Origin of the sequence: Pantoea allii (assembly GCF_002307475.1) — a bacterium.
Lineage (GTDB): Bacteria > Pseudomonadota > Gammaproteobacteria > Enterobacterales > Enterobacteriaceae > Pantoea > Pantoea allii.
This window is the reverse complement of record NZ_NTMH01000040.1, coordinates 711,737-724,451: the sequence shown is the minus strand read 5'-3', so window position 1 is coordinate 724,451 and position 12,715 is coordinate 711,737. Positions and strand designations below refer to the sequence as shown.

Sequence of the window (12,715 nt, the reverse complement as noted above, 5' to 3'; positions counted from 1 at the left end):
TCAGCTGGAGCAGCTTACCTCCAGCGTTTTGCCCCAGTCCGGCGGCCGTTGACGATATTCAGCGGCCGTCGCGTCACTAAAAGGCTGTTGAAGCGCCTGATGTAAACGCGCCAGTGCCCCGCTTTCGCCCTTTTCCGCCTCGTCTATGGCCTGTTGAGCAAGATAGTTACGCAGCACCACGGCGGGATTGGCCGCTTTCATCGCCTGCTGCCGTTCAGCATCGCCGATCTGCTCCTGCAATAAGCGGTTACGGTAATGCTGATACCAACGGTCAAAGGCGGGACGATCGATGAATTCATCTCGCAGCGGCGAACGGCTCTCAGCCTGCTGGGTCTCACTCAATAAACGAAACGTCAGCGTATAATCGCTGCGTTCCTGACTCATCAGGCCGAGCAAACCGGTCAGAATGTCATTATCGCCGGCATCTGCTGTCAGCAAGCCCAGTTTTGCCCGCATCCGCTCTCCCCATTCGCGCATCAGCTCATTTTCATAACCGCTCAGCGCCTGCCGGAGCTGTTCAGTCGTCAGCAACCCTGACAGCGCATGGGCCAGACGATTAAGATTCCACAAGCCAATCATGGGCTGATTTTCGAAGCTGTAGCGCCCTTGATAATCGCTGTGATTGCAGATGTAGTATGGCTGGTAGTCATCCAGGAATCCGTAAGGACCGTAGTCGATGGTCAGACCGAGGATCGACATATTATCGGTATTCATTACACCATGAGCGAAGCCCACGCTTTGCCACTGAGCAATCAGCCGTGCAGTGCGCAGCACAATATCGGAAAACCACAGTTGATAACGATCGGCTTCGTCGACCAGGTGCGGCCAGTGATGACGAATGGCATAGTCCGCCAGCTGCCTGACCTGTTCAGGTTGCTGGCTATAGAAGAAGTGCTCAAAATGACCAAAGCGTAGATGGCCTGGTGCAATGCGCATCAACATCGCGCCGCGTTCGGCGGTTTCGCGGTAAACGGGTTCATCGCTGATGGCAACGCTCAGCGCGCGTGTGGTAGGAATGCCCAGATGATGCAGCGCCTCAGAAGCCAGAAACTCGCGCACCGTTGACCGTACAACAGCCCGGCCATCGCCCATTCGTGAATACGGCGTCAGCCCTGCGCCTTTCAGATGCCAGTCGAGCCGGCGGCCGTCGTCCAGGTATTGTTCACCCAGTAACATACCGCGGCCATCGCCCAGTTGACCTGCCCAGACGCCAAACTGATGCCCGCTGTAAACCTGAGCCAGCGGTTGCATGCCAGGCAACAGCGCGGCACCATACCAAACGCCATGCCCCTGCCCGGCAAAAAGATCGCTGTCCAGCGCCATCTCATTCGCCAGGGCTGCGTTGTGGTACAACAGTCGACCGCCTGCAAGCGGCGTAGGATGTAACGCGGTGTAGCTGCCCGGAAGCTCACGGAACCAGCTATTGTCAAAGACCATTATTTCTCCCCAACGACACCGGGTATCGTGTGATAAAACCCACAGTGTAGCGTTGATGGCCAGGATTGGACAGGCGACAGTCGTGCGGGTATCAGGGCGTGTGCAGGAATTGTTCGGAGTAGATTAAGGTCTCGAAGGCGTCTGATTTTACGACCGGAAACAGCGTGCCCTGGAGATGGACATTGCTGAGTTGACTCACCTTATCCAGTAACATTTCATCATCCACACCGCAAATAATCATCCGATCACAATGGGGCCGGAAATTATCGATGATGCTTTGCATAAATGGTAAAAAAGAAGCACGTTTAGAAAGGGCGTGAATAAAGTGTTTATCCAGCCTGATGCAGCTAAACAGATTATCGTAAACCGCTGTTGTCGATGATTTCCCTGCGCCAAAGTGGGACAAGGACAATTTAAACTCACGATTTAATGCCGCGATTAATGGATTATTTTTTCCCAAATTTAGCGAGAGAAACGTTTCGCTGATATCGAGCATTAAAAAAGGAAGCTGTTTTATTTTACGGGTCAGAAACTCACTTTCGAGAAGGGTGTTCGCCATGCCTTCATCCACAGGCATAAAAGCCAGTAGGTGATGGCTTTCGAAAAACGTCTGGTGCTTTTCCAGCAGGGAAATCTGACGCTGCAGCAGGCGCAGGCGCTGTGTTTCATCGAGCTGAGGCAACAGGACATCCTGCGGCAACGTGATCGGCGCACTCTCATGCACGAACTGTGTAGCCAGCTCAATAGCGGTTAAGTGCCCTTCCTGAGAGCAGGCAGCATAAAACCAAATTTCCGACTGATAGTCGGCAGATAGGTGAATTTTCATTTTACAGCCAGAATATGTGGCGATAGTGCATCGTATATGATTAAAAACAGGCTGGCAATAGTAGCAAAGGACTGATGAGATGGATATTTTTATCGATTCATTATCGTTAGGCTAAAAAAATAAACCTTAAGCCAAATAAATTCCCAAATAATTCTGTTAACGATGAAAAACATTCTTAGGTCCGGCGGTATAAATAAAAAGAGTAAGTTAAATCCGAATGAGTAATAATTTTTCAGGTCCGCTATTTTTCTGATTTAACCCCTACAAATCTGCTGGACTTGCAGGCAGAAAATTAGATGCGGCGCGCCTGCCAAAATACTTTTCGCCAGTAGACATTATCCAGCGAAGAGCGAATCACCCCCTGGCTGGTGGAGGCATGAATGAACGCGTTATCCGTATCATAAATGCCTACGTGCAAGCCATTCTCGCCGCTGCCGGTTTTGAAGAACACCAGGTCACCGGGCAAGAGGTCATCTTTGCTGATGCGCGTCCCAATGTCGCTTTGTGCCGCGGTGGTGCGTGGGAGTTGCAGATCAAACTTATCGCGGAATGTCAGGTAAACAAAGCCAGAGCAGTCCACGCCACCGCGGCTCATCCCGCCATAACGGTAAGGCGTTCCTCGCCAGTTACCCAGTTGATCGTTAAGTTGCGCTATTACAGTGATGGAGTCAGAGAGGCGACCATTAATGGGCGGCGCATGATGGCTACAGCCCACCAACAGCAAAACGAATAACAGCAACCCCGTGCGCATCACAGCTCATCCTTAATAAATAATAACCAAATTACTGTAGCGGCAAAGCGCGCCAGGTGGCAAGTATCAGGGCAAAACAGTCAGCAGAGGCCGACCGTCTAACATTAACTGGCGGAACGGAATGCCATACAGGGGCGAAAGCTGTTCCGGCCGAAGGACGTCTGCTGGCTCACCCTGTAATACCACCTGGCCCTGATGTAACAACCAAACCTGCGTTGCGTGCCATAAACTGTGGTTAAGGTCGTGGCTGCTGGCGACCACGCAAACGCCAGCCTGGCAGAGTTCACCAATCAGATCATCGACCGCTTTCTGCTGCGCAATATCCAGCGCCGTCATGGGTTCATCCAGGATCAGCAACTGACCATGGGCGTTGATCTGCGGATCGATTTGCATCATGACCGCAGCAATCCGCACCCGCTGCCACTCTCCACCGGAGAGCCGGGTCAATGGCCAGGTTAATTTGTCATCCAGTTGCAGCCGCGACAGTATTGAGGCTAACCGAGCGTCGTGAGGTAAAGCGGGAGACGGGAGATGCAGGCGAAGATAGTGATAAACCGGCATCTGTCCCGGGGGCAACTGTTGCTGGGGCAGCCAGCTGCGCACCCTGGCCAGCGCCGGGCCTTTCCAACTGGACAGCGGGTTATTCAGAAGCGTCGCCTTGCCGGTAACGGGTTCCAGTCCGGCCAGCGCGGAGAGCAAAGTGCTCTTCCCTGCGCCATTCGGCCCCACCAGATGCACCCACTGCCCGGCCTGCAGGGTGCCAGTTACCGGTTGCAGCCGTCCGGGAACGGCTGCATTTTCCAGGCTCAGCAACATTTATTTTGCCAGTGCCTGCTTGATGGTTTCGAGAATAATCGGATCTTCTGGTGACATATCCGGAGAGAAACGCTGAATGACACTGCCATCCCGACCAATCAGGAATTTTTCGAAGTTCCACAGGATATCGCCTGGGACTTTGGGCGCACGTCCTTTACTTTCCATGCGCTCATAAAAACCACTCTCTTCCGGGCGAACCGCCTCAGGTTTTGCCGCCACCAGCTGTGCATAAAGCGGGTGACGATGCTCACCATTGACGTCACACTTTTCGAACATCGGAAAGGTCACACCATACGTGGTGCTGCAAAAGGTTTTGATCTCTTCACTACTGCCCGGCTCCTGCTCCAGAAACTGGTTGCAGGGGAAACCCAGCACGCTGAAGCCCTGCTCATGCCAGGCTTTATGAATGTTTTCCAGCGCTTCATATTGTGGCGTTAAGCCGCACTTAGAGGCCACGTTAACGACCAGCAGCACCTGTCCCTGCCAGGATGACAGCGAGGTTTTCTCACCATCCAGTGTAACCAGTTCAGTTTGATAAATGCTCATACGGAGTTCCTGTGGTTAATGCAAGTATGCCAGCTAAAGCTGACGCGACGATTTGACTAACAGTACGATAAACAGCGGTGCGCCCAGGGTTGCCGTGACGACACCGATAGGTAACTCGGCAGAAGCCAGCACCAGGCGGGCAATAATATCGGCGCCAAGCAACACGCTGGCTCCCGCCAGCGCGGAGGCTGGCAACAAGGCACGGTGATCGTTCAGGCCTGCCAGCCGCAGCAGATGGGGAATCACCAGACCGACAAAGCCGATTGCCCCGGCAAGGGCAACGCTGACCCCGACCAGCCAGCCCATCGCTAATACCAGTAAATTACGCCAGTAAAACAGGGACAGCCCCAACTGGCGGGCTGAGGTTTCCCCCAGCGCTAACAGGTTGAGTACCCTGGCCGCCGAGGTTAACGCCAGGATAACCGGCAGCAGCGCCAGCATCATCCAGCCATAGCGCCAGTCGATGCCGCTGAAGCCGCCCATCATCCAGTACATTAACTGTCGCAGGTCGAGGCTGCTGCTGAAATACACCGCCCAGGTCATGATAGCGCTGCAGATAATGCCCAGCGCCACGCCAGTAAGCAGCAAACGCGTGACGGATAAGTGACGATGGGCAAAGTGCAGCAGGATAAGCGTGATCACCAGCGCGCCGGTCATCGCCGAAACGCTGAGGCTCCAGAGTGAACCGCCGCCAAACAGCACCGCCGCCACCAGACCAATGCCCGCGCCGTTGGAGACGCCAAGCAGCCCCGGTTCGGCCAGGGGATTAGTAAACAGCGCCTGCATGACAACGCCGCTCAGCGCCAGCGCCGCGCCAACCAGTATGACCGCAAGGCTGCGCGGCAGGCGAAGCTGACCGACGAACAGTCTGCCGCTGTCGCTAAACCACTGGGATGGGCTTATCCAGCTTTCACCCGCACACAGGCTGATCATAAATAAGACAAGCAACGTGCCACTCAGACCCAAAAGCCAGGTCCTGCTGCGACGATCGCGTTGAAGCGCAAGTTGTTCAAGCTGGGACATAAGCCGGATTAGCCAGGATAACAGAGGGTTGATTGTAAAAGGATTGCAAAAAAAAGAAATGAAAAAGGCCGCTTGCGCGGCCTTTTTAAAACACTGGGATCAGTCACTGTCTTTTGGTGTGGCGTTCTCAACGCGACTTTTAAGCTTCTGCCCTGGACGGAATGTCACTACGCGACGCGCAGTAATTGGAATATCCTCTCCCGTTTTTGGGTTTCTGCCTGGACGTTGGTTTTTGTCACGCAGGTCAAAATTACCAAACCCCGACAGTTTAACCTGTTCTCCATTTTCCAAAGCGCGGCGAACCTCTTCGAAAAACAACTCCACTAACTCTTTTGCATCACGTTTGCTCAGCCCGAGTTTTTCAAACAGGTATTCTGACATCTCAGCTTTTGTAAGCGCCATAGGTTCAATCCCTCAAGGTTGCCTGGAATCGCTCTTTTAATGCCGCAACGCATTTGGCAACCGTCGCGGCAATCTCCTCTTCTTCGAGTGTCCGGCTGGTATCCTGCAAAATCAGGCTGATTGCGAGGCTCTTATAGCCCTCGGAAACACCCTTACCTCGGTACACGTCAAACAAGTTTACGCCAACTACCTGATTTACGCCAACTTTCTTACACTCCGCGATGATATCTGCTGCAGGCACGTTTTCGGCCACAACAACAGCGATATCACGGCGGTTTGCCGGGAAGCGTGAAATCTCTTGCGCATCAGGCAGGACGCGGTCTGCGACCTTATTCCAAAGCAGTTCAAAGACTAAGGTACGACCGTTGAGATCCAGCTTACGTTCAAGTTCGGGATGAACCACTCCGATAAATCCGATTCGTTCATCGTGTAAATAAATTGCCGCACTTTGTCCAGGATGCAACGCCGGATTAGCTTCAGCGCGGAAGCTAATCGCATTCATCTTGCCGGTTAAATCCAGCAGCGACTCTAAATCGCCTTTCAAATCATAGAAGTCAACGGTCTGGCGCGCCAGGTCCCAATGTTCTTCATAGCGGTTGCCACTCAGCACGCCTGCCAGCATCAAATCCTGGCGAATACCGAGATCCGCCTGCGTATCAGGCACAAAGCGCAGGCCGCTCTCAAACAGGCGCACGCGGCTCTGCTGACGGTTCTGGTTATACACCACCGCGCTAAGCAAACCGGTCCACAGGGACAGACGCATCGTCGACATATCGCTGGAGATCGGACTTGGCAGCAGCAGTGCCTCTTCACCCGGATGCAGCAACTGCTGCACCTTCGGGTCCACGAAGCTGTATGTGATCGCTTCCTGATAACCTTTGTCTACCAGCAGCATCTTCGCCCGTTTCAGCGACAGGTTCGCTTCACGGTGCTTCGTCATCACCAGGCCAGCATGGACAGGCACATCCGGGATGTTGTTGTAACCATAAATACGGGCGATCTCTTCCACCAGGTCTTCTTCGATAGCCATATCGAAGCGCCAGGTCGGTGCCACTGCACGCCATTCACCGTTACCTACGCTGACCTGACAGCCCAGGCGCGTTAAAATGTCGGTTACCTGCTCATCGCTGACCACATGACCAATTAACCGATCCAGCTTTTCACGACGCAGCGTGATAGTCGCGGGCTGTGGTAACGCGTCCGCCGACGTCTGATCGATAACCGGCCCCGCTTCACCGCCGCAAATGGTCAGCAGCAACTGGGTGGCGCGCTCCATCGCCTTATGCTGCAGCGCGGCGTCCACACCGCGCTCGTAGCGATGGGAGGCATCGGTATGTAAGCCATGGCGACGAGCACGGCCCGCAATCGCCAGGGGTTCAAACCAGGCGCTCTCCAGTAAAACATTTTGCGTTTCCGCGTTTACACCGGAATGTTCACCGCCGAAAATGCCGCCCATCGCCAGGGCTTTCTGGTGATCGGCAATAACCAGCGTATCGCTGCTGAGTTTAACCGCGGTGCCATCCAGTAACGTCAGCGCTTCACCGTCTTTCGCCATGCGTACCACGATTCCGCCGTCAATGCGGTCGAGATCGAAAGCGTGCATGGGCTGACCCAGCTCAAGCAATACATAGTTAGTGATGTCGACCACCGGATCGATAGAGCGAATACCACAACGACGCAGTTTCTCTTTCATCCACAGCGGTGTGGCAGCGGCAACGTTAATGCCTTTAACGACCCGGCCTAAATAACGTGGACAGGCTGCGGTCGCCTCTACATTGATCGGGACAGTATCAGAAATCGTCGCCGCAACCGGCTCAATGCCAGGTGCGTTAAGCGGCAGGCTGTTCAGTACCGCCACATCACGGGCAATACCAATAATTCCCAGGCAGTCGGCGCGGTTAGGCGTGACGCTGATTTCAATGGTGTTGTCGTCCAGCTGCAGGTAGTCACGAATATCTGTGCCAACCGGTGCATCGGCGGGCAATTCGATAATGCCACTGTGATCGTCGGAAATACCCAGCTCCGAGAACGAACACAGCATGCCTTCCGACGGTTCGCCACGCAGCTTGGCCGCTTTAATTTTAAAATCGCCCGGCAGCACAGCACCCACGGTAGCGACCGCAACTTTCAGACCCTGACGGCAGTTTGGTGCGCCACAGACGATATCCAGCAGACGATCGCCGCCGGTATTAATTTTGGTCACGCGCAGTTTGTCAGCATTAGGATGCTGACCGCACTCCACGACTTCGCCAACCACAACACCGTGAAACGCGCCCGCGACCGGCTCAACGCCGTCCACTTCCAGGCCGGCCATGGTGATCTGTTCAGATAAGGCTGCACTGTCAAGGGCGGGATTTACCCATTCGCGTAACCAGAGTTCACTGAATTTCATTGGATAACCTGCCCTTACTTAAATTGTTTGAGGAAACGTAAATCATTTTCGAAGAATGCGCGCAAATCGGTCACGCCGTAGCGCAGCATGGTCAGGCGCTCCATGCCCATGCCAAAGGCGAAGCCTGAATAGATTTCCGGATCGATACCGACATTACGCAGGACATTCGGATGCACCATGCCGCAACCCAGCACTTCGAGCCACTTGCCATTTTTACCCATGACATCCACTTCCGCGGACGGTTCGGTAAATGGGAAATAGGAAGGACGGAAACGAATCTGCAAGTCTTCCTCAAAGAAGTTGTTCAGGAAATCGTGCAGCGTGCCCTTCAGGTTGGTGAAGTTGATATTTTTATCAACGATCAGACCTTCCATTTGATGGAACATCGGCGTGTGCGTCTGATCGTAGTCGTTACGATAAACTCGGCCCGGTGCAATAATGCGCAGCGGTGGCTGCTGGTTCTTCATGGTACGGATTTGCACGCCAGAGGTTTGGGTACGCAGCAGACGCGTGGCATCAAACCAGAAGGTGTCATGATCGGCGCGCGCCGGGTGATGGCCTGGGATATTGAGTGCATCGAAGTTATGATAATCGTCTTCAATTTCCGGCCCCGTAACGACCGCGAAGCCCAGTTCGCCAAAAAAGGTTTCAATACGATCGATGGTACGGGTAACCGGATGCAGACCGCCGTTCTCGATACGACGTCCCGGCAGGGAGACGTCGATGGTTTCTGCCGCCAGACGCGCGTTGAGCACCGCTGACTCCATCTCTTCTTTACGCGCGTTCAGGCGTTCCGTTACCTGCTGTTTGGCTTCGTTAATCACGGCACCTGCGGCAGGACGCTCTTCCGCTGGCAGCTCGCGCAGTGTGGTCATCTGCAGTGTCAGATGCCCTTTCTTCCCCAGATATTCGACGCGCACCGCGTCAAGGGCGGCGATATCGGTCGCCCCATCGATGGCCGCCGTGGCGTTCGCCACCAGTTCTGCTAGTTGGGACATGTTTTCCTCTTTTTCCAGTCAGGCTGGTTAGTACGTGTTGGGACCTGGCGGTCCAATATGCCAGCGCCAAAAACAAAAAAAGCCTCCACGTGGGAGGCTTTCAGCGCGATTTTTCGTTTCTTTTCTTATGCGCAAAAGCCCCTGGTTGTCAGGCGCTAAAGTAAAAAAAGAAACGGAAAATAGCAGCATTCATGCTTGCGTTACCTTGTCGTGATTCTCAACGGCACTATTGAAATGCGCAGCGGTGAAAAAGTCAATCTTTTGCTCAGGTTACAGATAATAAAAAAGGGAGCAAGCTCCCTTTTTCAACTGACTTACGCCAGCGCTGATTTCGCTTTTTCTACCAGTGCAGTAAATGCCACTTTGTCGAATACGGCGATGTCGGCCAGGATTTTACGGTCAATTTCAATGGCTGCTTTTTTCAGACCATTGATGAAACGGCTGTAAGACATACCGTTCTGACGCGCCGCTGCGTTGATACGCGCGATCCACAGCTGACGGAACTGACGCTTACGTTGACGACGGTCGCGGTAAGCATACTGACCAGCTTTGATAACAGCCTGGAAGGCAACGCGGTAAACACGTGAACGTGCACCGTAGTAACCTTTAGCTTGTTTTAAGATTTTTTTGTGACGTGCGCGAGCAACTACACCACGTTTTACACGAGCCATTTAGCTCTCCTGTTTAATATTCTGAATTAATTAAAAAATTTACTTATGCGTACGGCAGGCAGGCGATAACCAGACCCAGATCGCCTTTAGACACCATGCCTTTCGGACGCAGGTGACGTTTACGCTTAGTAGATTTTTTAGTCAGAATATGACGCAGGTTTGCGTGTTTACGCTTGAAGCCGCCAGAAGCGGTCTTCTTGAAGCGCTTAGCCGCGCCACGTACAGTTTTAATCTTTGGCATTTTTAAAAATATCCACTTCGCATTGTTGATAACATGACCCAGACAGGCGAACAACAAACCGCGCAACGCAAGCGCTGCGCGGCCATTGCTACTTGAATGCCTACTGTTTCTTCTTAGGAGCGAGCACCATGATCATCTGGCGGCCTTCGATCTTCGAAGGGAAGGATTCGACAATGGCCAAATCCAGATCTTCACACAGGTCTTTACGGACGCGGTTAAGCACTTCCATACCGATCTGCTGGTGCGCCATCTCACGACCGCGGAAACGGAGCGTGATTTTAGCTTTATCGCCATCTTCCAGAAAGCGAATCAGGTTGCGTAGTTTGACCTGATAGTCGCCATCATCGGTTCCAGGACGGAATTTGATTTCCTTAACCTGAATAACTTTTTGCTTCTTCTTCTGTTCCTTAGAAGATTTGCTTTTTTCATAGAGGAACTTGCCGTAATCCATAATTCGGCAGACCGGCGGTTCGGCGTTCGGGCTAATTTCGACTAAGTCGCCACCCGCTTCCTCGGCTTTTTCCAAAGCTTCGCGTAATGTGACAATGCCAATCGGCTCACCATCCATGCCTGTTAAGCGCACTTCGGTCGCGCGGATTTCACTGTTAATTTTGTTCGGACGCGTAGGTAGTACTCGTTTTCCGCCTTTAATACTTTATTCCTCCAATTGTTGAAGATTTCGGCTGCGAACCTCTTGTTGCAACTTCTCAACAAACACATCGACATCCATCGACCCAAGGTCTTTTCCACGGCGGGTGCGAACGGCAACTTTGCCAGCTTCCACCTCTTTATCACCGCAGACCAACATATAAGGGACGCGACGTAATGTGTGCTCGCGGATTTTAAAGCCTATCTTCTCATTTCTCAAGTCTGCTTTCACACGAATGCCAGCATTCTGCAATTTACGTGTCAAAGTCTCAACATATTCTGCCTGACCGTCGGTAATATTCATTACCACAGCCTGCATCGGTGCCAGCCAGCTTGGGAAGAAACCCGCGAACTCTTCGGTCAAAATACCGATGAAGCGCTCCATCGATCCCAGAATCGCACGGTGAATCATCACCGGGGTCTGACGATCGTTGTTTTCACCCACGTAGGTAGCATCCAGGCGTTTAGGCAGGGAAAAGTCTAGCTGAACTGTTCCACACTGCCAGGCGCGGTCAAGGCAATCGTATAGTGTAAATTCAATTTTAGGGCCATAAAACGCACCCTCACCCGGCTGATATTCAAACTCAATGTTGTTTTCATTGAGCGCCGCAGCCAGGTCTTCTTCTGCACGATCCCAGGTTTCATCAGAACCGATGCGCTTTTCAGGACGCGTGGACAGTTTCACCACGATCTTTTCAAAGCCAAAGGTGCTGTACATGTCGTAAACCATGCGGATACAGCTGTTAACTTCAGTACGCAGCTGGTCTTCAGTACAGAAAATATGGGCATCATCCTGGGTAAAGCCACGAACACGCATCAGACCGTGCAAAGCACCTGAGGGTTCATTACGGTGGCAGCTACCGAACTCAGCCATACGCAGCGGCAAATCGCGATAGGATTTTAACCCCTGGTTAAAAATTTGCACATGCCCCGGGCAGTTCATTGGTTTGATGCAGTACTCACGGTTCTCAGATGAGGTCGTGAACATCGCATCTTTGTAGTTTTCCCAGTGACCCGTTTTTTCCCACAGGACGCGATCCATCATAAACGGACCTTTAACTTCCTGATACTGGTACTCTTTTAGCTTACTACGGACGAACACTTCCAGCTCGCGGAAAATAGTCCAGCCGTCATTATGCCAGAAAACCATGCCCGGCGCTTCTTCCTGCATATGGTAAAGGTCGAGTTGCTTACCAATCTTACGATGGTCGCGCTTCGCCGCCTCTTCCAGACGCTGCAGGTAAGCTGCCAACTGTTTCTTGTCTGCCCATGCTGTACCGTAGATACGCTGCAGCATTTTGTTATCGCTGTCACCGCGCCAGTAAGCACCCGAAATTTTCTGCAGTTTGAAATGATGGCAGAAACGCATATTCGGCACGTGCGGGCCACGGCACATATCGACGTATTCTTCATGATGATAGAGCCCTGGGCGATCATCATGACTGATGTTCTCATCCAGGATGGTGGTCTTATAGACTTCACCGCGCGCAGCAAAGACATCACGCGCTTCCTGCCAGCTGACTTTTTTCTTCACCACATCGTAGTTGGTCTCGGCCAACTGATGCATGCGTTTTTCCAGCAGCTCGATATCTTCCTGCGTCAGGGTACGATCGATATCGACGTCATAATAGAAGCCGTTGTCGATAACTGGACCAATCGCCATTTTCGTATCGGGCCACAGTTGCTTAATGGCATGGCCTAACAGATGCGCGCAAGAGTGGCGAATAATCTCAAGACCCGCTTCGTCTTTTGCTGTGATAATGGCAACAGACGCGTCTTCGGTGATGGGATCAACCGCATCAACCAGTTCACCGTTAACCCGTCCAGCGATACAGGCTTTTGCCAGACCGGGACCAATATCAAGCGCGATGTCCATAACGCTGACAGGGCGATCGTACGAACGCTGACTGCCATCAGGAAGCGTAATTACAGGCATAGAATGTCCTTAGTTGCAGTGGTAAGCC

At 52.7% G+C, this 12,715-nt stretch carries 14 protein-coding genes and 1 other annotated feature; all 14 genes read right to left on the bottom strand.

The annotated features are described in order from the left end of the window. The gene (locus tag CMR03_RS20585; RefSeq protein WP_096012514.1) at window positions 1-1,437 is read right to left on the bottom strand and encodes a protein adenylyltransferase SelO; all 1,437 of its coding nucleotides are present in this window, start codon (window positions 1,435-1,437) and stop codon (window positions 1-3) included. A 91-nt stretch (window positions 1,438-1,528) separates the two neighbouring features. Further along, entirely contained in the window at window positions 1,529-2,263 is a 735-nt protein-coding gene (locus CMR03_RS20580) for an EAL domain-containing protein (RefSeq protein ID WP_063879379.1), read from the bottom strand. Between the two features lie 292 nt (window positions 2,264-2,555). Beyond that, window positions 2,556-3,014, bottom strand: a complete 459-nt coding sequence (locus CMR03_RS20575) for an NlpC/P60 family protein (RefSeq protein ID WP_063879378.1) — start codon at window positions 3,012-3,014, stop codon at window positions 2,556-2,558. A gap of 66 nt (window positions 3,015-3,080) precedes the next feature. After that, complete coding sequence (btuD, locus tag CMR03_RS20570) at window positions 3,081-3,830, bottom strand: vitamin B12 ABC transporter ATP-binding protein BtuD (protein WP_096012513.1); 750 nt, start codon at window positions 3,828-3,830, stop codon at window positions 3,081-3,083. Then, window positions 3,831-4,376 (bottom strand): glutathione peroxidase, encoded by a 546-nt coding sequence (locus tag CMR03_RS20565; RefSeq protein ID WP_063879376.1) that lies wholly within the window; start codon window positions 4,374-4,376, stop codon window positions 3,831-3,833. Window positions 4,377-4,409: 33 nt separating this feature from the next. Beyond that, window positions 4,410-5,399, bottom strand: a complete 990-nt coding sequence (gene btuC / locus CMR03_RS20560; RefSeq protein ID WP_096012512.1) for a vitamin B12 ABC transporter permease BtuC — start codon at window positions 5,397-5,399, stop codon at window positions 4,410-4,412. A 99-nt stretch (window positions 5,400-5,498) separates the two neighbouring features. Then, the gene (ihfA, locus tag CMR03_RS20555) at window positions 5,499-5,801 is read right to left on the bottom strand and encodes an integration host factor subunit alpha (RefSeq protein WP_006118960.1); all 303 of its coding nucleotides are present in this window, start codon (window positions 5,799-5,801) and stop codon (window positions 5,499-5,501) included. 4 nt (window positions 5,802-5,805) lie between these two features. After that, on the bottom strand, window positions 5,806-8,193 hold the full coding sequence (gene pheT, locus CMR03_RS20550) for a phenylalanine--tRNA ligase subunit beta (protein ID WP_096012511.1): 2,388 nt from the start codon (window positions 8,191-8,193) through the stop codon (window positions 5,806-5,808). A 14-nt stretch (window positions 8,194-8,207) separates the two neighbouring features. Continuing rightward, on the bottom strand, window positions 8,208-9,191 hold the full coding sequence (pheS, locus tag CMR03_RS20545; RefSeq protein ID WP_063879373.1) for a phenylalanine--tRNA ligase subunit alpha: 984 nt from the start codon (window positions 9,189-9,191) through the stop codon (window positions 8,208-8,210). 72 nt (window positions 9,192-9,263) lie between these two features. After that, window positions 9,264-9,389, bottom strand: a sequence feature (Phe leader region). Further along, window positions 9,340-9,384: a pheST operon leader peptide PheM gene (gene pheM, locus CMR03_RS25320; protein WP_106120997.1), complete on the bottom strand. Its 45-nt coding sequence runs from the start codon at window positions 9,382-9,384 to the stop codon at window positions 9,340-9,342. Its footprint overlaps the feature before it by 45 nt. A gap of 116 nt (window positions 9,390-9,505) precedes the next feature. Further along, window positions 9,506-9,862: a 50S ribosomal protein L20 gene (rplT, locus tag CMR03_RS20540; RefSeq protein ID WP_006118956.1), complete on the bottom strand. Its 357-nt coding sequence runs from the start codon at window positions 9,860-9,862 to the stop codon at window positions 9,506-9,508. 43 nt (window positions 9,863-9,905) lie between these two features. Then, entirely contained in the window at window positions 9,906-10,103 is a 198-nt protein-coding gene (gene rpmI, locus CMR03_RS20535) for a 50S ribosomal protein L35 (protein WP_004157374.1), read from the bottom strand. Between the two features lie 100 nt (window positions 10,104-10,203). Beyond that, window positions 10,204-10,755 (bottom strand): translation initiation factor IF-3, encoded by a 552-nt coding sequence (gene infC, locus CMR03_RS20530; protein WP_033732471.1) that lies wholly within the window; start codon window positions 10,753-10,755, stop codon window positions 10,204-10,206. Window positions 10,756-10,758: 3 nt separating this feature from the next. Next, a complete protein-coding gene (gene thrS / locus CMR03_RS20525; RefSeq protein ID WP_063879372.1) occupies window positions 10,759-12,687 on the bottom strand; it encodes a threonine--tRNA ligase in 1,929 nt (642 codons plus the stop codon). Window positions 12,688-12,715 lie beyond the last annotated feature (28 nt).